Raw genomic sequence first — 23,375 nt, forward strand, 5'->3', positions numbered from 1 at the left:
GCCCCGGTTTCAAAGCCTGGGCAGGTAGTAGGCCAGCTCGTAGGGGGTGACCTGCCGGCTGTATCCGGCCCACTCCCGGTGCTTGTTGCGCAGGAAGTACTCAAAGGTCTGCTCGCCAAGCACCTGGGCCACGAAGTCCGACTTCTCCATGACCTTGAGCGCCGCGTCCAGACTGTCAGGCAGGGGCTCGATGCCCATGGCCTGCCGCTCGGCGTCGGTCAGCTCCCAGACATCATCGCTGGTGGGCTCGCACAGGGTCATCTTCTGCTCGATCCCGTCCAGGCCGGCAGCCAGCAGCACCGAATAGGCCAGATAGGGGTTGGCCCCCGGATCCAGCCCGCGGAACTCCATCCTGGCCGAGTTGCCCTTGCCGGGCTTGTACTGGGGTATGCGCAGGAGGGCGGACCGGTTGTTGTGCCCCCAGCAGACGTAGCTGGGCGCCTCGGCCCCGCCCCAGAGACGCTTGTAGGAGTTGACGTACTGGTCGGTCACCGCGCAGATCTCGGCCGCGTGGGCCAGGATGCCGGCGGCGAACTGCCGGGCCGTCTGGGACATGTTGAACTCCTGGCCTACCTCGTAGAAGGCGTTGGTGTCCCCCTCGAACAGGCTCAGATGGGTGTGCATGCCCGATCCAGGCTGGTCGGTGAAGGGCTTGGGCATGAAGCTGGCGTAGATCCCCCGCTCCAGGGAGATCTCCTTGACCACGGTCCGGAAGGTCATGATGTTGTCGGAGGTGGTCAGGGCATCTGCATAGCGCAGGTCGATTTCGTTCTGCCCCGGCCCGGCCTCGTGGTGGGAGTACTCCACCGAGATGCCCATCTGCTCCAGCATGTTGACGCAGGCCCGGCGGAAGTCCATCCCCGGGCTGCGGGGCACATGGTCGAAGTATCCGCCCTCGTCGATGGGGGTCGGGGTCTGGGACCAGTCCTCCTGATTCTCGAACAGGTAGAATTCAATCTCCGGATGGGTGTAGAAGATGAAACCCTTCTCCTTGGCCTTGGCCAGGGCCCGCTTGAGCACGTGCCGAGGATCCCCGCTGCTGGGCTCGCCGTCCGGGGTGAGCACGTCGCAGAAGATCCGGGCTGTGCCCTGCGGTCCGCCCCTCCAGGGAAGGATCTGGAAGGTGGACGGGTCGGGCTTGACGATCATGTCATCCTCGGAGACCCTGGTCATGCCCTCGATGGCCGAGCCGTCAAAGCCCAGCCCCTCCTCGAAGGCCACCTCCAGCTCGGTGGGTGCTATGGCCACCGACTTCAGGGTTCCCAAGACATCGGTGAACCAGAGACGAATGAACCGGACATCGCGCTCCTCGACGGTGCGCAGCGCGAACTCCTCTTGCTTATCCATAGAGCTTATGCTCCCATTCCTATATTTCGCAGACTTGCTTATAGCGTTAACAATGCCCTGAGACCAGGTCCAGTGCCTGCCCCAGGGTGAAGGCCCCCTCATAGAGGGACTTGCCCAGAATGGCGCTGTCCACGCCCCGATCCACCAGACCCAGGATGTGGCTCAGGTCATCCAGGCTGGATATGCCGCCCGATGCCGTCACCTTTGCCGGGGTCCGGTCAGCCACCTGTCCCAGCAGATCCAGGTTGGGGCCGGTCATCATCCCGTCGCGGGTCACGTCGGTGACCACGTACCGGCTGCACCCGTCCCGGTCCAATCGTTCCATGGCCTCGAAGAGATCCCCGCCCTGTCTGGTCCAGCCCCGTGCGGCCAGGGTGTGTCCGCGCACGTCCAGACCCACGCAGACCCTCTGCCCGTAACGCTCCAGGACCTGGCTGGTCCACTCCGGGTTCTCCAAGGCCGCCGTGCCGATGTTGACCCGGGTGGCACCTGCATCCAGGGCGGCCTCCAGGCTGGCATCGTCGCGGATGCCGCCGCTGAGCTCCACCTTGACGCGATCGCCCAGCTGGCTGACCAGGGCGGCCAGCTTGTCACGGTTGTCTCCGGTGCCGAAGGCCGCATCCAGATCCACCAGGTGGAGCCACTGGGCACCCTGGTCGACCCAGGCCTTGGCTGCATCGGCAGGCTCACCGTAGACCTTCTCGGAGCCGGAGACCCCTTGCCTGAGGCGGACCGCCTTTCCGTCGCGGACATCGACAGCGGGTAGGAGCGTCAGCATCTCATTCACCTTTCTCGGAGGGGATCCCGGAAGCCCCGGGAAGGGTCCGCACCCAATTGGTCAGCAGCCGCGCCCCGGCCTGACCGGACTTTTCAGGATGGAACTGGGTGGCGCTCAAGGGACCGCATTCATAGGCGGCTACGAATCTGCTGCGCCCATAGGTGGCCCAGGTAACCAGCGGTTCGCCGAACAATGCGCCCTCTGTTGACCCTGGCTGCCTGTCGCTGTGTTCATTCAACGCCGATACTCGTAGGGACAGATCGGGCTGCGCCACGTCGGCCCGTTCATCCCCCTGCACCGCCATGGCGGCATAGGAGTGGACGAAATAGAAGCGCTGGTCCTGGACCCCTGCCAACAGCCGTGTTCCCTGTGGCGCCTGGACATGGTCCCAACCCATATGGGGCACCACGTCAGCGTCCAGCCTGGTCACCCGACCGGGGATCAGGCCCAGGCCGGGCTCGCTGCGGCCGTCCTCGTCCCCGAACTGGAACATGATCTGAAGGCCTATGCAGACCCCCAGGACCGGCAGCCCTTGGGCCAGGCGATCCAGGATGATGCGGTCACCGCCGACGGCGCGCAACCCTGCCATGCAGGCCCCGTAGGCCCCCACGCCGGGGATGACCAGGCCGTCGGCCTTCATGGCCAGGTCCGGGTCGGCGCTGATTTGCGCATCGACCCCCAGCTGGGAGAGGGCATGCACCATGGATCTGACATTGCCGAACCCATAGTCAAGCACCTGTATCCTGGTCATGTTCCTCCTAGCAGGTCTTTTGCCTGAACGTTTACTCGACGCGGCCCTGGCGAGTCGATCCGCCGGCTCCGAACCTGGTGTGCGAGGCGATGATGCCCATGGCCTTCTCGCGGTTGTACTCCCCCGAGTCGAAGATGGCGGCCCCATCCTGGCGCAGCCTGTCCACCGTGGTAGTCCCGATCATCAGGTCCTCCACGAAATCGGCGGTGGCGGCAAAGAGGATGGGCGGCGCGAGCGTCTGCCCCGACTGCCCGCTGATCCAGAGGGTCACTTCGAGTTTGTCGGCCCGGTTGACCGCCAGGATGGCGCTGAGCCCGGATACGACCGTGGTCAGATCGCGGATGGCCGCCTCGGGTCCGTCCCCGTCCAGGTTTCTCAGGACGGCCACGGCACCCTCACGGGCCTGGATGCACCAAGCTGAGATATCGGATATCTGGCAGAAGGCCGCCAAAAGCTCTGCCGAAGCCAGACGGGTCACCATGACGGCGGCCTTGGCCCGATTGCCGATCAGGCCTTCCAGCTCTTGATCGAAATCGGCAGCAACGCCATCAGCCTCATCCGGTTCCACCGACGATTCGTCAGCGGGCCCGGAATCCAAACCGGCCTCGTCAGCCACGCCTGATTCGGTATGGCCAACAGGCTGATCCGCCTGATTCTGGCCTTCATTGAACTCGGCCTCAAAGCTGGCCAGGGCCCGCTCGACCTCCTCCTCGCTCAGATGGTGGCCGGAATCCGGCAAGCCCTGATCCTCACTGTCATTGTTGTCGTGTTCATCAGCACTCATAGCGACCCCTTGGTGCTGGGGATCCCCTTCACCCTGGGATCAGGCTCCACGGCGAAGCGCAGAGCCCTGGCCAGGGCCTTGAACTCAGCCTCGGCGATGTGGTGCGGATCCCTACCCGACAAGAGGGTCAGGTGCAGGCAGATGCCGGCATGCAGGGCGATGGACTCCATGACGTGCCTGACCAGGGAGCCGATGAAGTGCCCGCCGATCATGGCGTACTCGAACCCCTCAGGCTCGCCGGTGCAGACCGCATAGGGCCTGCCGGAAATGTCGACCACGGCTCGTGCCAGGGCCTCGTCCAGGGGAACGGTGGCGTCGGCGAAGCGCTTGATGCCCCGCTTGTCGCCCAGGGCCTGGGCCAGGGCCTCGCCAAAGACGATGGCCACGTCCTCGACGGTGTGATGCACGTCGATCTGGGTGTCCCCGCTGGCCTTGATGGTCAGGTCGATCAGGGAATGCCTGCCCAGGGCCGTCATCATATGGTCATAAAAAGGAACCGAGGTGTCGATATCGGTCACTCCGGTGCCATCCAGGTCCAGACTCAGGCTCACCTTGGATTCACTGGTCTGGCGGGTGATGGTGGCTGTTCTGCCTGCCATTGCTGCTCCTCCGCTTTCTGCCGCGCTCTCCAGTTCGCACTGTGTCTTCTGCACGGCGTCTAGACCACCAGCATAGCCGTTCGGCTGGTCTGCATCCTCCTAGAACCGCTTGAGGACATGGACCAGGGTTTGGCGGAATCGATCCATCTCCGCGCCCGTGCCCATGCAGACCCTCAGGTAGCCCTGGGGGCCCACGGCCCGGATCAGCACGCCTTCATCCTTCATGGCCTCAAAGACGGCATCACGGTCGGGGAAGATGCCGAAGAGGATGAAGTTGGACGCCGATGGCACCACGGTCAAGGGCCGACCATGGAACTTCTGCCCGGCCAGCCACTCGGCAGTCTGCCGACGGGTCTGGCGAAGCTGATCCACCCGGGCCAGCTGGAGGTCCGTGTGCTCCAGGGCAGCCAGGGCCGCAGCCTGGGTCAGGGCACTCAGGTGGTAGGGCATTCGGACGATGCGGACCGCGTCGACTATGCCCCTGGATGCGGCCAAATAGCCCACCCTGGCGCCGGCGAAGGCGAAGGCCTTGGACATGGTCCGGCTGACTGCCAGATGGTCGTACTGCCCGATCAGGCTGACCGCCGAGGGCGTGCCCGGGTCGCGGAACTCGATGTAGGCCTCGTCCACGACCACGATGGGTCGGGCGGACTGATCCGCGCCTGCTACAGGAACCTTGGAGCAGGCCTCAAGAAGCCTGGTCAGCTGATCCATGGGCAGAGGCGTCCCCGTGGGATTGTTGGGGCTGGTCACCAGAACCATGGCTGGCCTCAAAGCCTTGATGCGTTCGATGGTCGTATCCATGTCCAGGCTGAAATCAGGCAGCCGGTGGGCCAGTTCCCAGTCGGTGAAGGTGTCCCTGGCGTACTCGGGATACATGGAGTAGGTCGGGTCGCAGCCCAAGGCGGTCCTGCCCGGTCCGCCGAAGGCCTGGAAGAGCTGGAGCATAATCTCATTGGACCCGTTGGCCGCCCAGATCTGCTGGGGTTGGAGCGAGGTCCCTGATTCCTTCTTCAGGTAAGCCGCCAGAGCCCGCCGCAGATCCTCATGCTCCCTGTCCGGATAGCGATTGAGGCCGGGGGCCACCTGGCGCACACGCTGGCAGATAGCCTCGACCACCTCCTGGTCCAGGGGGTAAGGGTTCTCGTTGACGTTCAGGCAGACCGGGACATCCAGCTGGGGGGCGCCGTAGGGCTCCTCCCCTACCAGGTCCGTGCGCAGGGGCAGATCGGCTGGTATGGCACTCACCGCAGACCGGCCTTCTCTTCGTTGGCTTCCAGGTCGGCCTTGTCATAGGGGTCGTCCAGGAACCGGCTCAGGATGCACTCGCCGTGGGCGGGCAGGTCCTCGGCTACGGCGAAATCGTTGATCTTGGCCGCGATGGGCTTGAGCCCCTCCTCGTCATATTCGATGACTTCGACAGGCTTCATGAAGGTGTGGACGCCCAGGGCGACGTCGAACCGGGCGGTTCCGCCGGTGGGCAGGACGTGGTTGGACCCGGACATGTAGTCGCCCAGGGGAACAGGAGAGTATGGGCCTCGGAAGATGGCGCCCGCGTTTCGAATCCGGTCGATGACGGCATCAGGATCGGCCGTCTGAACCTCCAGATGTTCGGCTGCATAGGCATTGGCCACGTCGATGGACTGGTCGATCCCGTCGGTCAGGATGATTCCCGACTGGTTGCCGCCCAGAGAGGTGCGCACCCGGTCGGCATGCTCGGTCCGAGGCACCCTGCGCCCCAGAGCCTCCTGAACACCCTGGGCCAGATCCTGGCTGTCGGTGATCAGCACCGAGCCGGCCAGCTCGTCATGCTCGGCCTGGCCGATCAGGTCTGCCGCAACCCAGTCGGGGTTGGCCTGCCCGTCAGCCAGAATAGCGATTTCCGTGGGGCCGGCCACGGCGTCGATGCCCACCATGCCGGAGACCATCTGCTTGGCTGTCGCCACGAAGATGTTGCCCGGGCCGGTGATCTTGTCAACCGGATCGCAGAGAATCTCTCCGTCCTGGGGCTCGGACCCCTTGGCCCCGTATGCGAACATGGCCACGGCCTGGGCGCCGCCCACGGCATAGACCTCGTCCACCCCCAGGATGGCGCAGGTAGCCAGGATGATGGCCGCTGGCAGACCGCAGGGATCGTCAGAGGCGGGCGGAGTGGCCACAGCCAGGGAATCGACACCGGCAATCTGGGCGGGGACCGCGTTCATGATGACCGATGAGGGGTACAGGGCCTTGCCTCCAGGCACGTACAGACCCACCCGTTGAACCGGGATCCACCGCTCGCTAACCCGGGCGCCGGGTGCCAGGTCGGTGGCCATGGGCTTGGGCACCTGGGTGGTGCAGACCTTGCGGATGCGGGTGACGGACTCCTCGATTGCCGCCCTGACCTTGGGGTCCAGCCCATCCAAGGCCTCCTGCATGGCCGATGCCGGAACCCTCAGATCATGGGGACGCACATGGTCGAACCTCTCCTCCAGGTCGCGCAGGGCCGCAGCCCCATGCTCGCGCACCTGGTCCAGTATGGGCCGCACCTGGGCGCTGGCCTCCCGGGTACCCATATCGGCTCGGGGCATGGCGGCGAGGAGTTGGGCGCGGGACATGGTTTTCCCGCGCAGATCCATGGTTCTCATCATGAGCTTTGACATACTTTGATGGTAGTGAACTTTTGTGTCGCCAAAGCCAGCGACTCACCGCCGTCCCATATGGTGAGACGGTTCCGGGCGCATCCTAGGCCGACGGCAGGCAGGAGGGCCCGAAGACCGACTTGATCTCGGCCATCATGGAGGTGTCGTGCCTGGTGCGGAATCCGTCGCCAAAGGTCAGCAGGCGGACGTTGCCCCGGTCGTCGGTGACCGCCAGACGAACCTGGCAGTAGCCGGGGTGGGACTTGAGTATCCGGGCCAGCCGCTCCATGTGCCCCCGATCCAGGGCCTGCCTGGGCAGGGTGATGGTCAAAGGCCGCTCGTCCGCCGACTCCAGGACGGGCACCTCCATATCGGTGACGCGGATGTTGGTGGCCTCGTCCCGCAGCTCAACCACACCCTTCACCCGGATGACCGAGTCCAGGACCAGGTCGTCGGAGTGGGCGTCGTAAATCTTGCCAAAGAACATGCACTGGATGGAGCTTTCCAGATCCTCGATGGTGACGATGGCCCAAGGATTGCCCTTCTTGGAGACCCGTCGGTCCACAGCCGTGACCAGCCCAGCCAGGGTCACCGCCTTGCCGTCCATGCCCTTGGACCGGTTGAGCAGCTGGGCGATGGACATGTCACGCATGCCAGCCAGAACCGAAGTCATGCCGCTCAAGGGATGGTCGGACACGTACAGACCCAGCATCTGCCGCTCGAAGTTGAGTTTGGTGGACTTGTCCCACTCGTCGATGTCAGGCACGGTCACCTGGGCGTCGCCCAAGGCATCCTGCTGGGGCAGATCGTCATCGGGGTCGGCGAAGAGATCGAACTGGCCCTCGGCCTGCTTGCGCTTGATGGGCATGACCTGGTCGACGGCCTCGTCATGGATCTGGAAGAGGGCCCTCCTGTTGGGGTCGATGCCGTCGAAGGCGCCGCCCTTGATCAGGGATTCCACGGTTCGCTTGTTGAGCACCTCCATGGGCACCCGCTTGACGAAGTCCATGAAGTTGACGTACTTGCCCCGGGGCCCCTGGCGTTCCTTGATGATGTCCGCCACCACCTTGTCGCCCACATTGCGGATGGCTCCCAGGCCGAAGCGGACCACGTCGCCGACAGCGGAGTACTCGGCCACAGACTCGTTGATGTCAGGCGCCAGGATGCGGATGCCCATCCTTCTGGCCTCACCTAGGTAGAGGGCGGTCTTGTCCTTGTTGGTCTTCTCGTTCTGCAGCAGAGCGGCCATGAACTCCACCGGATAGTGGGTCTTCAGGTAGGCGGTCCAGTATGCGATCAGGGCGTAGGCCGCGGAGTGCGCCTTGTTGAAGGCGTAGCCGGAGAAGGGCACCAGGACGTCCCAGACCGCTTGGGCGGCCTCCTGGGAGTAGCCGTGCTCCTTCATGCCCTGGAAGAAGGGCACCTGCTCCTTGGCCAGGACATCGGGCTTTTTCTTGCCCATGGCCCTTCGGAGCACATCGGCTCGGCCCAGGGAGTAACCGGCCAGAATCCGGGCTGCGGACTGGACCTGCTCCTGGTAGACGATCAGGCCGTAGGTCTCGTCAAGCACGCCCGCCAGGGGCTTGGCCACCTCCGGATGAATGGGCTCGATCTTCTGCAGCCCGTTCTTGCGCTTGGCATAGTTGATATGCGAGTTCATATCCATGGGCCCTGGCCGGTAGAGGGCGATCAGGGCGGAGATGTCGTTGAAGTTGTCGGGCTTGAGCATGCGCAGCAGGGATCGCATCCCGTCGCCATCGAGCTGGAAGACGCCCAGGGTGTCGCCCCGGGAGAGCAGCTGGTAGGTCTCCTTGTCGTCCAGGGGGACCTTCTCGATGCTGATGGGCTCCTTGCCATTGCGCTTGATGTTGGCGACCGTGTCCCTGATGACCGTCAGGTTGGACAGCCCCAGGAAGTCCATCTTGACCAGCCCCAGGGTTTCGCAGGTGTGGTATTCGAAGGTGGTGGTCACCGTGCCGTCGGTGCGTTCCATCAGCGGCGAGGTGTTGGTGATGGGGTTGGAGGCCATGATGGTGGCGCAGGCGTGCACGCCGGTCTGGCGGATGATGCCCTCGATGCCCTTGGCTTCCTCGGTGATCCGCTTGACGTCCGGGTTGGACTCGTACAGGTCACGGAACTCCTTGGCCTCCGGGTAGCGCTTGGACTGGGGATCGAAGATCTCCTTGAGGCTCATGTCCTTGCCGTTGACCGTGGGCGGCAGGGCCTTGGTGACCTGGTCGCCCACCGAGTACTCGTAGTCCATGATCCTGGCCGAGTCCTTCAGGGCCTGCTTGGTCTTGATGGTGCCGTAGGTCACGCACTGGGCCACCTTGTCGGAGCCGTACTTGCGGCCCACGTAGTCCAGGACCTTCATGCGCCCCTCGGGGTCGAAGTCCACGTCGATATCGGGCAGGGAGACGCGCTCGGGGTTGAGGAAGCGCTCGAAGATCAGCCCGTGCTTGAGTGGATCCAGCTCGGTGATGCCCATGGCGTAGGCCACCATGGATCCTGCCGCCGATCCACGGCCCGGCCCCACCATGATGCCATGCTGCTTGGCCCAGTTGATGTAATCGGCCACCACCAGGAAGTATCCGGTGAACTGCATCTGGCAGATGACCCCGCACTCGTAGTCGGCCTGGTGGGAGACCTCCTCGGGCACCCCGTCCGGGTAGCGGTTCTTCAACCCCTCGTCCACCTTCTTCAGGAAGAGGGAGGTCTCGTCCCAGCCCTCCGGGCAGTCGAAGCGGGGCATGAAGGCCCCGTCCTCGTGATCGTCGAACATGACGTTGCAGCGTTCCGCGATCTCCAGGGTATTGTCGCAGGCTTCAGGGAACTCCTTGAAGATCTCCCGCATCTCCTGGGCCGAGCGGATGTAGTAGCCGGTGCCGTCGAACTTGAAGCGTCCAGGGTCGGTCAGCCGGGATCCCGAGTTGATGCAGAGCAGGGCATCCTGGGCCGAGGCGTCCTCCTTGCGCACATAGTGCGAGTCGTTGGTGGCCACCAGGGGGGCATCCAGACGACGGGCGATCTCCAGCAGTTCCTTGGTCACCCGATGCTCGATCTCCAGCCCGTGGTCCATCAGCTCCACGTAGTAGTTCTCCTTGCCGAAGATGTCCTGGAACTCACCTGCGGCACGCAGGGCCTCGTCGAACTGGCCCAGCCTCAGCCTGGTCTGGACGATGCCCGAGGGGCAGCCGGTGGTGGCGATGACCCCCTGGTGGTAGGTGGACAGCAGGTCCTTGTCCATGCGGGGCCACTTGCCGACCAGACCCTCCAGGTTGGCCACCGAGGAGGCCTTGATCAGGTTGACCAGACCCGTGTCGTCGCTGGCCCAGAGGGTCATGTGGGTGATGAAGCCGCCGCCGGAGACATCGTCGGAACGCTGCTCGTCGGTTCCCCAGTGGACCCGGCTCTTGTCTTGGCGGGCAGTCTCAGGGGTCACGTAGGCCTCGATGCCGATGATGGGCTTGATGTCGGCATCCACGGCCGTCCGCCAGAGCTCGTAGGCCCCGTGCATGTTGCCGTGGTCGGTGATGGCCACGGCCGGCTGCCCCAGCCGCCCCACCTCGGCAACCAGGTCGGGGATCCTGCTGGCCCCGTCCAGGGTGGAATAGTGGGTATGGGTGTGAAGGTGAACGAAGTCTGACCGGGTTGAGGACATATCTCCAACTTACCCAGGACCCTGGCCGAATCGCCGGAGTCCGCTAGCTGCGTATACCAGCGGCGCTCTGGCGTTCGATCTGCAGGGCGCGGCGCAGATCAGCCGGATAGGAGGAGACCACCTTGGTCCAGATCTTGGTGCGGGGATGGCGGAATTCCAGGCGCATGGCGTGCAGCCACTGCCGCTTCAGGCCCAGCCTGTCCGCCAGGTCGGGGCTGGCCCCATACATGTGGTCGCCCACCAGGGGGTGGCCTATGGAAGAGAAGTGCACGCGTATCTGATGGGTGCGCCCGGTCTCCAGATTGACGCTGACCAGGGTGGCCGAGCCGAAGCGCTCCAGTACGTCCCAGTGGGTGATGGCCTCCTTGCCTGCGGGGGTGACGGTGAAGCGGAAGTCCGAGACCCGGGCCCGGCCGATGGGGGCCTCGATGGTGGCCTTGTCCTGGGAAAGGTTGCCCTGGACCAGGGCGTGGTATATCTTGACCACCTCATGCCGAGCGAACTGCCGGCGCATCTCCTTGTAGGCCAGGTCGGACTTGCAGACCAGCATAAGGCCGCTGGTGCCTGCGTCCAGGCGGGAGACGATGCCCTGACGGCCCTGGGCCCCCATGGAGGTGATGTGGGTGCCCCGCTGCAGGAGGCTGCCCAGAACAGTTGGTCCGGTCCAGCCTATGGAGGGATGTGCCGCCACCCCAACCGGCTTGTCAACGACGACCACGTCCTCGTCCTCGTAGACCACGGGCATGTCCTCAGCCACCGGCTCCACCTGTGTGGCCGGCTCGGGTTCGTCCAGCTCTATCAGATCGCCGCTCATCAGGGTGGTGGCCTTGTTCACCCGACGACCCATGATCCGCACATGGCCCTGGGCCACCAGATCGCTGGCCTTGGCCCTGGACAGGCCCAGCATCTTGGACAGGGCCATATCCAGGCGCCGACCCACCAGGGCATCCGGCGTGGGAAGAAGCCGGGTCACTTGGCTGCTCCCCCATGTTCTTTGGGTTGGGATCTGTCGCTGAACTGCACATTGCAGGCAATGAGCGCCACCACGGCAACACCGGCCAGAGTCAGATAGATGTCGGCCACATTGCCCACCGACCATCCGTAGTCCAGAAAGTCGACCACGGCACCGTCAAGAAAGCCTGATGCATAGGCCACCCGGTCGATCAGATTGCCTGCCGCCCCTGAGAAGGCCAGGGAGAGGGCCAGGGTCCAGGCCATGGAGGTGGTCCGCAGGGCCAGAACAATGATGAGCAGGCAGGCGGCCAGGGCGATCAGGGATATGACCCAGGTACTCCCGGATCCCAATCCAAGAGAAGCCCCAGGGTTGCGCACCAGTCGCAGACCATGGAGAGGACCCGGCAGTGCTACACTGACCCCCTTGCCCAGCCGAGCCAAGGCCAAGGCCTTGGTCACCTGATCCAACGCTATGGCCACTGCCGCCAGAGCGACGAAGACGGCCACGCGCCCGCGCAGCCGTCTCTTGTATGTGTTCTTGGTCATTACCGGATGGAATCAGTGGGCCTGTTCGGACTTCTTTTCCATGGACTGGTAATTGCTGGTGTCCGAGATCTGGTTGATGAGCTGGTTGAGGAACTCGGTCAGCTTGCTGCGGTAGCCCGCCTCGAACTGCTTGAGACCCTGGATGTTCTCCTCCAGAACCTTGGACTGATCCATGAGCTTGTTCTTGACATCGGCGGCATAGCGGTCGGCGCTGTCGCGGGTGTTCTTGTCGTACTCCTGGGCACGGGTCTGCACCTGGGTCTCGTACTCGTCGGCCTGGTTGTGCTGGCGCTTGGAATAGGCGTCGGCATCGGAACGGGTCTTGACCGAGTACTCGTCAGCCTGGGAGCGTACGCGCTGTGAGTAGCCATCGGCCTCGGAGTGCACGCGCTTGGAATACTCGTCCACTTCGGCGCGGGTCCTCTTGGAGTAGTCCTCCGCCTTCTTGACGATGTCGTCGTGCTGCGCGTGGCCCTCGGCCACCAGCTGGGAGGCGTTGGCCTTGCCCTTGTCGACGTACTGATCGTGCAGTTGCATGGCCAGGGTGAGCATGGCGGTGGCCCTCTCGGGTTCGCTGCTGGCCTCGGCGCCAGCGCCCGCGATCCGTTGCAGGCTGCCCGTTTCGGTGGAGGGCTCGGCCTTGGAGACCTGCTGGCGCAGCTGCTCCTCGCGCTTGCGGGACTCTTCCAGCTCCTTGTTCAGCTGTTCGGTGCGCTGTTGCTGCTCCTGAGAAGCCTTCTGGGCCTGGGTGACCTGCTGGCGGGCCGTGGCCATGCCCTGCTGGGAGGCATTGAGCTGGTTGGTCAGAGCCTGGACCTGCTGGCGGGCCTGGTCGCGCTCCTTTTGCATGGCCGTCAGCTGGTTGGTCAGCGCCTGGGTGTTGTTGCCCGCGGCGGCCTGGGCGGTAAGCTGGTCGATTTGGGAGTTGAGCTGCTCGACCTGACGCTTGAGCTGGTCGTTCTGGGAGGCCAGGGTCTTGACCTGGCTCTGGGACTCGGCCAGCAGTCGCTTGGTCTGGGCATCCACGGCAGGCTGTTGGGCGGCGGACCCCTGGGCCTGCTTCAGATCCCGGTTCTCCTTCTGCAGGGATTCGACCTGAGCCGTCAGGTCGGAAATCTTCGAGTTCAGCGAGGCCACATCGGTACCCAGGGACTGGGTGGAAGCGGCGTTGCCTTGCATGGCCTGCTTACCCAGAGCTTCAACCGTATCGGTGACCTGATCCAGGAAGTCGTCGACCTCGTCGACGTCGTAGCCTTCCTTAAACCGCACTGTCTGGAAGGTATGCTCCCTTATGTCATTAGGCGTCAATAGAGCCATATGTTTCTCCACCTCGCTTCAGGCCAACCAGCCCGATTGTGTTCTCTTACTGCATGCTAGCACGGAGTCTGCCGTATCCACGGTCTTGCTCTTACCCCAACAGCACCTGGATGATGATCAGGGCCGCGTAGAGCACCATGAAGGAGACGTCAAGCTGGATCCTGCCCATGGGCAGAGGCGGAATGTACCGGCGCAGCCAGCGCAGGGGCGGCTCAGTCAAGGCATAGATGACCCGAATGAGCGAGGCCACGAAGCCACGAGGGTACCAGCGAGGCGACAGAACCAGGACCCAGTCCAGAATCATCCGCACGAAGAGGATCAGCAGGTAGGTCTCAATGCAGATGTCTATCAGATATCGAATAAAAAGAAGAAGCATGCGTCTTTAGGCTCCTGCAGACACGGCTGCCAGGGCATCGCTCACTGGGCGAAAAGCCCCTTGGCCGAAGAGCCTGACTCGGGCTCCTCCACCTTGATGTTGACCTGCGCAGGACTGAGCAGAAAGACCCTGGGAGTGACCCGCTCGATGGACCCGCGTACCCCGAAGACCACGCCTGCCGAGAAGTCGACGATCCTGTAGGCCACCGACTCGGACACGCCAGTCAGGTTGAGGACCACCGGCACTCCGTCCCGCAGGGCCCTGCCGACCATCTGGGCATCCTCATAGGACTTGGGATGGATGGTGGTGATGCGGTTGATCCGGCTCTGGAAGGGCGTGGACTCGGCCTCCTGGCTGCTGGACGTGGATTGCGGAGCCATGGGAGTCACAGAGTGATCGGTGTCGAAGCCATCGCGGGCCTCGTCATCGTCGGCCAGGTCGTCGTCATCGTCGTCTACGACGTCCGACATGCCGAAAAAGGACATTGCGTTCTTCATCAATCCTGCCATACCTGCTCCTTCGCCTGATTACCGCAGAAAGTCAGGGATATCCAGATATCCCGGGTCGGAGGTGCCGTCGTCGCCGGAGGCGGGGGGCACCACATCGTGTTCGGAAGTCTCATCTGACTCCGCCTGGGCGGAAGGGGTCGTCAGCGGCTGCTGGGGCTGCTGGACTGGGGCGGCCGCTGCCGGCGTGGTGGTCGTGTCCACTGCAGGGGCCGGGGTCTCTTCCTTCTTTGGTGTGGGATCGAATCCGGCAGCGATGACCGTGACCCGCACCTCGTCCCCGTAGGCGTCGTCCAAGGCCAGGCCCCAGATGATCTGCGCCTCGGGGTGGATGGCATCCTGAACCAGCTGGGCGGCGGCAGATGCCTCCTGCATGCTCAGGTCGGTGGGGCCGGCCACGTTGATCAGGGCCCCGTGGGCACCCTCGATGCTCTCCTCCAGGAGCGGGGAGGAGATGGCGATCTCGGCGGCCTGGGTGGCTCGATCCTCGCCCCTGGCTGCGCCGATGCCGAAGAGGGCGGTGCCTGCATCCTTCAAGATGGCGGTGACATCGGAGAAGTCCACGTGAATGTAGGAGTTCATGGTGATCAGGTCAGTGATGCCCTGAACACCAGCCAGCAGGGCCGTGTCGGCGGTCTTGAAGGCATCCATGACCGAGACTGTGCGATCCGAGAGGTCCAGAAGCCGGTCATTGGGGATAACGATAAGGGCATCGACCTCCTTGCGCAGGTTCTCGATGCCCGATTCGGCGGAAGCGGAGCGCCTGGGTCCCTCAAAGGTAAACGGCCGGGTGACTACGGCGATGGTCAGCGCGCCTTGCTGACGGGCTGCACGCGCAACCAAGGGGCTGGCGCCAGTGCCTGTGCCGCCGCCCTCCCCTGCAGTGACGAAGACCATGTCGGCGCCCTTGAGAACCTCTTCAATGTCGGACTGATGGTCCTGGGCAGCCTTGGCGCCCTTCTCTGGATCGGCTCCGGCCCCCAGGCCGCGGCTGTTGGCATCGGAAAGGGAGATCTTTACATCGGCTTCTGAGCGCAGGAGATCCTTGGCATCGGTATTGATGGCAACAAACTCGACATTCTGCAGACCCTCGGCGATCATGCGATTGACAGCATTGCCACCGGCTCCACCAACACCAACGACCTTGATGTTGGTCTTGTCGTTGAAATTGTCATTCTGGGCAATCTCGCTCACAGTATGCTCCCGTCACTCACGTTACGCTCAACTCTAGCGCAGGTCGTATACGCCAACACGCATTTGCCCACAGGCGTTCCGACCCTCCCTGACGGCCGTGGGCCTAGGGTCCGGGAGGACAGAGCCAACCGCCCTGGCCTTCCGAGAGAACCTCCACGCCGTTCTGTCCGTATTCTAAACCCTGATTCTAGACCCGGATGCGCACGGTTGGCGACAGGAATATTTCCGGCTTCAGTAGGAGGCATCCATGGGGTCGTTGCCGAAGAGCGTCTCGCGCTCCTGATGGGTGGTGGTCCGCGAATCCAGCCAGCCATAGGGAAGACGGACCTTCTTGGCATAGCGGACCCGGCCACGGGGCTTGCCGGCCACGGCTCGTGGATAGGGCATGTCCTGATCCAGATCGGCGATGCAGCGGTCCAGCTCCTCCAGGCTCTCGCAGGCCATGAAGTCGCGGCGCACCTGGCCTCCCACCGCGAAACCCTTCAAATACCAGGCCACGTGCTTGCGCATGTCGTGGACGGCCATGCGCTCGTCGCCGTCGTAGAACTCGGCCAGAAGCCGGGCATGGCGGGCCATGATGGCCCCCACCTGGCCCAGGGTGGGCTCCTGCCGTTCCGGGGAGCCAGCCAGGGCCGCCGCTATGTCGGCAAAGAGCCAGGGACGGCCCTGGCAGCCCCGGCCGATGGCCACGCCTGCGCAGCCGGTCTGGGCGAACATGTCCAGGGCATCCTCGGCGGTCCAGATGTCGCCGTTGCCGAAGACGGGGATATCAACGGCCTGGACCAGCTGAGCGATCCGGTCCCAGTCGGCATGGCCGCCATAGTACTCAGCCGTGGTTCTGGCGTGCAGGGTCACGGCGGCGCATCCCTCCTCCTGGGCGATGTGCGCCGCCTCCAGGAAGGTCTCGTGCTGGTGATCGATGCCCACACGGATCTTTGCGGTGACCGGGATCCCGGCAGGCGAGCAGACGGCGACCACCCGATGGACCAGTTCGGCGAAGAGGTCGGTCTTCCATGGCAGGGCGGATCCGCCGCCATGTCTGGTGACCTTGGGAACCGGGCAGCCGAAGTTCATGTCGATATGATCGGCCCAGCCCGCATCAACCACCATCCGGGTGGCCTGTTCCATGATCTGCGGGTCCACCCCGTACAGCTGCAGGGAGCGCACCTTCTCCTGCGGGGCGAAGCGACAGAGCCGGAAGGCCTTGGGGTTGCGCGCCACCAGGGCCCGGGCCGTCACCATCTCCCCCACATACAGTCCGTCGGGACCGTACTGCCGGCAGAGCAGGCGGAAGGGCCAGTTGGTCACGCCCGCCATAGGCGAAAGCATGACCGGCACAGGCACGGTTATCGGGCCCAGCTGCACCGGGGCAGCCTTCGGGGTCGGGCGATCAGTCTCAGTACCGGCCACCGGCCTCGGCCACCTTGATGGGTTCGCTCTCGTCCGTGCCCGGCTCGCTGGCCAGGTCCGTGTAGCCGTCAGCGGCACGCGCTCCGGTCAGGTCAGACGGCCCCATGGGGTAGCGCACCCGCCGCTCGCCGACGACCCGGCGCACATAGTCCTCCACCTGGTCCAGGGCCACCCGATCCTGCTGCATGGAGTCTCGGTTGCGGATGGTGACCGCCTTGTCGTCCAAGGTGTCGAAGTCCACGGTGATGCACAAAGGCGTGCCGATCTCGTCCTGGCGACGGTAGCGACGACCGATGGCGCCGGACTCGTCGTAGTCCACCATCCACTCGTTCTGGCGCAGGTCGGCAGCCAGGTCATGGGCGATCCGCTGCAGATCAGGCTTCTTGGACAGGGGCAGGACGGCTGCCTTGACCGGGGCCAGCCTCGGATCCAGGCGCAGCACGGTGCGCCGGTCGACCCCGCCCTTGGTGTTGGGGGCCTCGTCCACGTCATAGGCATCCACCAGGAAGGCCATCAGCGAGCGCGTCAGGCCGGCAGCGGGCTCGATCACGTAGGGGATGTAGCGTTCCCCGCTGGCCTGGTCGAAGTAGCTCAGATCCTCACCCGAGTGCTCGGCATGGGCCTTGAGGTCGTAGTCGGTGCGATTGGCCACGCCCTCCAGCTCGCCCCACTCGGAGCCCTGGAAGCCGAACCGGTACTCGATGTCCACGGTTCGCTTGGAATAGTGGGCCAGCTTCTCCTTGGGGTGCTCGTAGTGGCGCAGGTTCTCGGGCTTGACGCCCAGGTCCACGTACCAGCGGGTCCTGGCGTCGATCCAGTACTGATGCCACTGCTCGTCGGTGCCGGGGTGGACGAAGAACTCCATCTCCATCTGCTCGAACTCGCGGGTGCGGAAGATGAAATTGCCGGGGGTTATCTCGTTGCGGAAGCTCTTGCCCATGTTGGCGATGCCGAAGGGAGGCTTGGAGCGGGAGGAGGCCATGACGGACTTGAAGTCCACGAAGATGCCCTGGGCGGTCTCGGGACGCAGGTAGTGCAGGCTCTTCTCGTCCTGGACAGGTCCCAGGTGGGTCTGCAGCATCATGTTGAAGTCGCGCGGCTCGGTCCACTGGCCCTTGGTGCCGCAGTCCGGGCAAGGGATGTCCTTGAGGCCGTTTTCCGGATCGTGGCCGTGCTTCTCGACGTAGGCCTCCTCCAGGGTGTCGGCCCGGTGCCGCTTGTGGCAGTTCAGGCACTCGATCAGGGGATCATTAAATACGGACACATGGCCCGAGGCCTCCCAGACCGCCGTGGGCAGGATGACCGAGGTATCCACGCCGACCACATCGTCGCGGGTGACCACCATGGTCCGCCACCACTCACGCTTGATGTTGTCCTTGAGGGCCACGCCCAAGGGGCCATAGTCCCAGGCCGAGCGTGTCCCGCCGTAGATCTCCCCTGCGGGAAAGACGAATCCTCGGCGCTTGGCCAGGGAGATGACCTCATCCAGTTTCGATACTGCCACTGATCACACCTTCTGCTCGGGAGCCCCTCCTGGGGACATACGACCTGATGACCGGCCTCCAGCATACCTTCGGCGGGTGACCTGCTGTCAGCGCAGAGGCCTACCCTTGAGGAAGGTGCGGGAGGCCGCGCAGGTGACCGCAGGGGGACACCGGGCATCCTGCCTGCCAACCCCAGTCGACGAGGAAAGGTTCCCGATATGCCTAATGTGAACGACTCATCCTATCTGAACACCGTAGCCGAGGTCACCATTGCGCCCTCTGGTCAGGGTGAGGAGCTGTCCACCTATGTGGCCCAGGTCATCAAGGTCATCAGGGATTCGGGGCTGCCCAACCAGACCAACGCCATGAGCACCGTCATCGAAGGGGATCTGCATCGGGTCATGGAGGTTGTGGAAGAGGCCACACGGGTTCTGGCCGAGCAGGGATATAGGACAGGCGTTAGCCTCAGGCTGGACATCCGTCCAGGCAAGCGGGATCAGATCCACGAGAAGGTGGAGCGGGTCAACCAAATCCTAGGCGGGGAAAACCGCTGAAAGCACCCTGTCACTGAAGATCAGCCGGGCTGAAATCGCCTGAGCAAGTTAAGGTGTGCCCATGATCACGATGAAGCAGATCGCCGAACGCACAGGCGTATCCGTCTCCACAGTCTCTCTGGTGCTCAACGGCCGCGACAAGGGCAGAGTCAAGTCGGAGACCGCCCGGAAAGTGCGCAGCACAGCCAAGACCCTGGGCTATCGGCCCAATCCCATGGCTCGGTCGCTGCGCACCAGCAAGACCGGCATGCTGGGCTTCATCAGCGAAGAAGTGGCCACTACGCCCTACGCTGGCGCCATTATTCGGGGCGCGCAGGATGCGGCAGCCGAGCGCGGCTATGTGCTTCTCACCGTCTCCACCGATGGAGGCATCCGGGAAGCCGAGCAGATCCAGGCCCTGAAGCGCTATGGGGTGGACGGTTTCCTCTTCGCCAAGATGTATGACCAGGATGTCGACCTGCCCCAGGCTCTGCGCTCCTGCCCTGCCGTGGTGGTCAACGCGGTGGAGCGGGCCGACCGCTGTCCGAGCATCGCCCCTGACGAGTTCCTGATCGGCTACGATGCCACCCGCCACCTGATCGAATCAGGCTGCCGCCGGGTGGCCTACCTGGGCACCACACAGGATCTGCCCGCGCAAGAAGACAGAATGCGCGGATATCACGCAGCCCTCAAGGAAGCTGGGTTACCCACAAGTCAGGCCTTGATCCGACTGGTCGGATTCAACCAGGAGGCCATGGATCAGACAAACGACCTCATGGACGACCAGCATCCCGACGGGGTCTTTTGCTTCAATGACTCGCGGTCCTTCTACCTCTACCAGGCCGCCGCGGCCCGCCATCTGATCATCGGCCAGGACCTTAATCTGGTGGGCGTGGACAACCACCAGGTCATAGCCGAAACCACAGCGCCTCCCCTGACCACGGTCGAACTGCCCCACTACGAGATGGGCTTCTGGGCGGTGCGGCGGCTGCTTGCGCAAATCAATCCACGTCGCCTCGCTCTGCCCCTGCCCAAAACCCGTGCCGCCCTGCCGCCGCTTGATCACGACGAGGGAGTGCGCATCCATTGCGCCCTGATCCGCAAGGGCTCCACCCGCCTCGATGCCGCCTCGGCCCCGGCCTCAACCAGTCGCTAAGCCAGAATCACCCTTCCCCCTTTGCTGTCGCAAGATGGTGAACCAAGGTCCAATTCTGGCTGGATTGGTTCCAATCACCAATAGCCGATAGCCAATCAGCCAGCATCCCCTGCCAATCGCTCATCGTGATCGTAGGAACGCACATCAATAGTCAATCGTTTGACGTAAATCGATTGACGACCTACTATACCTACAAGGATCCACTCTGCACATAGGAAGTGCATCGGACCTGGAGGCACTGCGGAGAAGCGGTGCACAACAAGGAGAGAGGGGCAGCATGGCCGCCAAATCATCAGCATGGAGGAATCCATCATATTTGGAATCCTCCACCGGAATATTCTTCTTCTTCTGCGCCTGGGGCATCTGGTGGTCCTTCTACCAGCGATGGCTGGTAACGGGGCTTGGCATGACCAACACCCAGGTGGGCAACATCTACTCCATCAATTCCGTGGCCACCCTGATCATCATGTTTGTCTACGGGGTGATCCAGGACGAACTGGGCGTCAAGCGCCGTCTGGCCGTCTTCATCGCCGCCATCGCCGCACTGGTGGGGCCCTTCGTCCAATTCATCTATGCTCCGCTCATGCGCTCCAACATCATGCTGGGCGCCATGCTTGGCGCCGTGGTTCTCTCTGCCGGCTTCATGTCCGGCTGCTCCCTGATCGAGGCCATCACCGAGCGTTACTCGCGCAAGTTCGGCTTCGAGTATGGACAGTCCCGGGCCTGGGGCTCCTTCGGCTATGCCATCGTGGCCCTGATCGCCGGCTTCGTCTTCAACATCAACCCCATGATCAACTTCTGGCTGGGGTCCGCCTTCGGCCTGTGCATGCTGCTGGTCTACGCCTTCTGGATCCCGGACGAGCAGCGTGACGAGATCCGCCGCGAATCGACCCCCGAGGGCGAGAAGTCCCAGCCTTCACTGAGGGACATGCTCCATGTACTGGGCATGCCGGCCCTCTGGCTGCTGATCGTCTTCATGATCTTCACCAACACCTTCTACACGGTCTTCGACCAGCAGATGTTCCCCACTTACTACGCCAACCTCTTCGCCACGCCGCAGCTGGGCAACCAGGTCTACGGCATCCTCAACTCCTTCCAGGTCTTCCTGGAATCGGCCATGATGGGTGTCGTGCCCGTCATCATGCGCAAGATCGGCGTTCGCAACTCCCTCCTGCTGGGCGCTACGGTCATGTTCGCCAGGATCGGCCTGTGCGGCTTCTTCCACGATCCGGTCATGGTCTCCATCGTCAAGCTCTTCCACTCCATCGAGGTTCCGCTCTTCAGCCTGCCGGCCTTCCGCTACTTCACCCTGCACTTCAACCCCAAGCTGTCCGCCACCCTCTACATGGTGGGCTTCCAGATCGCCTCCCAGGTCGGCCAGGTGGTCCTGTCCACCCCGCTGGGCATGCTCCACGACCGGGCCGGCGACCGGGTCACCTTCTACACCATCTCCCTGGTGGTGCTCGCGGCCCTGATCTACGGCATCTTCGTGCTCAAGCGCGACGACCAGCAGGTTGACGGCGATCCCTTCATCAGGGATTCGCAGAAGTCCGCCGTAACCCAGGGCTGATCCCCACATCAACCATCATTAGCTTCCATCCGACCCGAAAGGATTCAAGGATGAACCAGTCAGTAACCAAGGAAAACGCCGATATGAGCGCTCAGCTGGACAAGGCCCAGAAGAGCATCGATAGGCTCTTCGCCACCCGCAATGACCGCTGGTATCCCCAGTGCCACATCGCCTCCAAGGCCGGATGGATCAACGACCCCAACGGCCTGAGCTATTACAAGGGCCGCTACCATGCCTACTTCCAGCTCAACCCCTATGGGAGCGAGTGGGGAAACATGCACTGGGGGCACGTATCCAGCGCGGATCTGGTCACCTGGCGGCGCGAGCCCCTGGCCATGGCGCCCACCCTGGAGGTCGAGAAGGACGGGGTCTTCTCCGGATCGGCCGTGGTGGGCGACGACGGCCGCCTGACCATCTACTACACCGGTCACCGCTGGCGCAATGGGGTCAACGATGACGACGGCAACCTCCAGGAGCAGTGCATGGCTGTCTCCTCAGACGGGATCCACTTCGAAAAGAAGGGGGTGGTGATCCCCTGCCCGGACGACAAGATCCTGCACTTCCGCGATCCCAAGGTGTGGAAGATGGGCGGGCTCTGGTACATGGTCTTCGGAGTCAGCACCCCCGCACAACGCGGCGAGATCTGGATGTACACATCCAATGACATGGAGCACTGGACCTTCGACCGGGTCATCTACCGGCACCCCGACCCTGAGGTCTTCATGCTGGAATGCCCCGACATGTTCCCCCTGGAGGACAAGTGGGTGATCTGCTACTCGGCCATGGGCCTGAAGCCCCACGGGTTCGAAGCCCGCAACCACAACAACGCCGGCTATGTGATCGGCAGCTGGCAGCCCGGCGGCGACTTCCATCAGGAGACTGAATTCCACCTCTGGGACGACGGCCATAACTTCTATGCCCCGCAGACCTTCCAGGCCCCTGACGGCCGTCGGCTGGTCTTCGGCTGGATGAGCCCCTTCACCGAGCCCATCCCCATGCAGGAGGACGGCTGGTGCGGCCAGTTCACGGTACCCCGCGAGGTCTCCCTGGCCGGTGATCATCTGCGCTGCCTGCCGGTGCGCGAGTTCTCCGACCTGGACCAGGACAGGCAGGACTTCGGTTCCATCGAGCTGGAGGTCAACGGCAGCCAGGATCTGGTTGACGACGCGCAGACCGCCGACATCACTATGGAAATCGACCTGGCCAAGTCCCAGGCAGAGCGCATCGGTCTGGAGATTCACCGGACTCAATCCGGCGACCACACGCTGGTCTGCTATGACGACCAGCTGGGCCGCGTGGTGCTGGACCGCCACTGCAACACCTACGGGGATCGGGGTTACCGCACAGCACCCGTCGACAAGTCCTCGGGCAAACTCAAACTGCGCATCATCGTGGACCGGGGCTCGATCGAGGTTGTCGTCAACGACGGGCTGGAGATCATGTCCTCCTACTCCTTCCCCGCCCAAGGACCGCGGGGCATCCGTCTGATCGCCGAGTCCGGCGAGGGCAAGGCCCTGATCGACTCCCTCGCGATCGCCAGGCTGGGCACCATCTGGGAAGAGCCGGATCGCTGATCCCGCTGTCCTGGTCGGCACAGGAAAGGCCTGCCCTCTGAATCACTCAGAGGGCAGGCCTTTTTGTTTTGCAAGCATCGCCTTCAAGCATCCATGGTCAGAACCGATGAATCGGAAATCCTAGAGGAAGTACCGGTCCTTTGGCACTGACTCCTTGCCGGAGACCGCCAGTCATGACTCGGTCTCAGGCCTTTGATCTGCGGGACCGGAAGCC

At 63.6% G+C, this 23,375-nt stretch carries 20 protein-coding genes; 4 read left to right on the forward strand and 16 right to left on the reverse strand.

The annotated features are described in order from the left end of the window. Positions 1–9: 9 nt before the first annotated feature. From glnA to QRX41_RS06515, 16 genes are all read right to left on the reverse strand, one after another. Positions 10–1,347: a type I glutamate--ammonia ligase gene (gene glnA, locus QRX41_RS06440; RefSeq protein WP_045924085.1), complete on the reverse strand. Its 1,338-nt coding sequence runs from the start codon at positions 1,345–1,347 to the stop codon at positions 10–12. Between the two features lie 46 nt (positions 1,348–1,393). Then, positions 1,394–2,125, reverse strand: a complete 732-nt coding sequence (gene priA, locus QRX41_RS06445) for a bifunctional 1-(5-phosphoribosyl)-5-((5-phosphoribosylamino)methylideneamino)imidazole-4-carboxamide isomerase/phosphoribosylanthranilate isomerase PriA (protein ID WP_313839441.1) — start codon at positions 2,123–2,125, stop codon at positions 1,394–1,396. 1 nt (position 2,126) lies between these two features. Beyond that, positions 2,127–2,876: an imidazole glycerol phosphate synthase subunit HisH gene (gene hisH / locus QRX41_RS06450; protein ID WP_313839443.1), complete on the reverse strand. Its 750-nt coding sequence runs from the start codon at positions 2,874–2,876 to the stop codon at positions 2,127–2,129. Positions 2,877–2,907: 31 nt separating this feature from the next. Continuing rightward, on the reverse strand, positions 2,908–3,660 hold the full coding sequence (locus tag QRX41_RS06455) for a hypothetical protein (protein ID WP_045924082.1): 753 nt from the start codon (positions 3,658–3,660) through the stop codon (positions 2,908–2,910). Beyond that, positions 3,657–4,259 carry an imidazoleglycerol-phosphate dehydratase HisB gene (gene hisB, locus QRX41_RS06460; RefSeq protein ID WP_313839446.1) on the reverse strand — a complete coding sequence of 201 codons (603 nt, stop codon included), beginning with the start codon at positions 4,257–4,259 and terminating at the stop codon, positions 3,657–3,659. The genes QRX41_RS06455 and hisB overlap by 4 nt, the downstream gene beginning before the upstream one ends. Positions 4,260–4,358: 99 nt before the next feature. Beyond that, the gene (locus tag QRX41_RS06465) at positions 4,359–5,507 is read right to left on the reverse strand and encodes a histidinol-phosphate transaminase (RefSeq protein WP_313839447.1); all 1,149 of its coding nucleotides are present in this window, start codon (positions 5,505–5,507) and stop codon (positions 4,359–4,361) included. Next, entirely contained in the window at positions 5,504–6,901 is a 1,398-nt protein-coding gene (gene hisD / locus QRX41_RS06470; protein ID WP_313839448.1) for a histidinol dehydrogenase, read from the reverse strand. The genes QRX41_RS06465 and hisD overlap by 4 nt, the downstream gene beginning before the upstream one ends. Positions 6,902–6,983: 82 nt before the next feature. Next, positions 6,984–10,541: a DNA polymerase III subunit alpha gene (gene dnaE / locus QRX41_RS06475; RefSeq protein WP_313839450.1), complete on the reverse strand. Its 3,558-nt coding sequence runs from the start codon at positions 10,539–10,541 to the stop codon at positions 6,984–6,986. Positions 10,542–10,584: 43 nt separating this feature from the next. Then, entirely contained in the window at positions 10,585–11,514 is a 930-nt protein-coding gene (locus QRX41_RS06480) for an RluA family pseudouridine synthase (protein WP_313839451.1), read from the reverse strand. Continuing rightward, positions 11,511–12,041 carry a signal peptidase II gene (locus QRX41_RS06485; protein WP_045924077.1) on the reverse strand — a complete coding sequence of 177 codons (531 nt, stop codon included), beginning with the start codon at positions 12,039–12,041 and terminating at the stop codon, positions 11,511–11,513. The genes QRX41_RS06480 and QRX41_RS06485 overlap by 4 nt, the downstream gene beginning before the upstream one ends. Before the next feature lie 12 nt (positions 12,042–12,053). Beyond that, on the reverse strand, positions 12,054–13,358 hold the full coding sequence (locus tag QRX41_RS06490; RefSeq protein WP_313839453.1) for a DivIVA domain-containing protein: 1,305 nt from the start codon (positions 13,356–13,358) through the stop codon (positions 12,054–12,056). Between the two features lie 91 nt (positions 13,359–13,449). Next, a complete protein-coding gene (locus QRX41_RS06495; protein ID WP_045924075.1) occupies positions 13,450–13,734 on the reverse strand; it encodes a YggT family protein in 285 nt (94 codons plus the stop codon). A 41-nt stretch (positions 13,735–13,775) separates the two neighbouring features. Continuing rightward, the gene (locus QRX41_RS06500) at positions 13,776–14,243 is read right to left on the reverse strand and encodes a cell division protein SepF (RefSeq protein ID WP_029677902.1); all 468 of its coding nucleotides are present in this window, start codon (positions 14,241–14,243) and stop codon (positions 13,776–13,778) included. A gap of 18 nt (positions 14,244–14,261) precedes the next feature. Continuing rightward, a complete protein-coding gene (ftsZ, locus tag QRX41_RS06505) occupies positions 14,262–15,434 on the reverse strand; it encodes a cell division protein FtsZ (protein ID WP_313839454.1) in 1,173 nt (390 codons plus the stop codon). A gap of 231 nt (positions 15,435–15,665) precedes the next feature. Further along, entirely contained in the window at positions 15,666–16,844 is a 1,179-nt protein-coding gene (gene dusB, locus QRX41_RS06510) for a tRNA dihydrouridine synthase DusB (protein WP_396176798.1), read from the reverse strand. Then, positions 16,831–18,348, reverse strand: coding sequence for a glycine--tRNA ligase (locus tag QRX41_RS06515; protein WP_101432105.1), 1,518 nt, complete (start codon positions 18,346–18,348; stop codon positions 16,831–16,833). The genes dusB and QRX41_RS06515 overlap by 14 nt, the downstream gene beginning before the upstream one ends. A 198-nt stretch (positions 18,349–18,546) precedes the next feature. Between QRX41_RS06515 and QRX41_RS06520 the strand changes: the two genes are divergently transcribed. From QRX41_RS06520 to QRX41_RS06535, 4 genes are all read left to right on the forward strand, one after another. After that, positions 18,547–18,882 (forward strand): MTH1187 family thiamine-binding protein, encoded by a 336-nt coding sequence (locus QRX41_RS06520; protein WP_313839455.1) that lies wholly within the window; start codon positions 18,547–18,549, stop codon positions 18,880–18,882. 61 nt (positions 18,883–18,943) lie between these two features. Beyond that, entirely contained in the window at positions 18,944–20,017 is a 1,074-nt protein-coding gene (locus QRX41_RS06525) for a LacI family DNA-binding transcriptional regulator (RefSeq protein ID WP_313839457.1), read from the forward strand. Between the two features lie 277 nt (positions 20,018–20,294). Then, complete coding sequence (locus QRX41_RS06530; protein WP_313839459.1) at positions 20,295–21,587, forward strand: MFS transporter; 1,293 nt, start codon at positions 20,295–20,297, stop codon at positions 21,585–21,587. A gap of 50 nt (positions 21,588–21,637) precedes the next feature. Then, complete coding sequence (locus QRX41_RS06535) at positions 21,638–23,161, forward strand: glycoside hydrolase family 32 protein (protein WP_313839460.1); 1,524 nt, start codon at positions 21,638–21,640, stop codon at positions 23,159–23,161. The last annotated feature ends 214 nt before the right edge of the window (positions 23,162–23,375 follow it).

It is taken from the genome of Bifidobacterium kimbladii, from assembly GCF_032193675.1.
Lineage (GTDB): Bacteria > Actinomycetota > Actinomycetes > Actinomycetales > Bifidobacteriaceae > Bombiscardovia > Bombiscardovia kimbladii.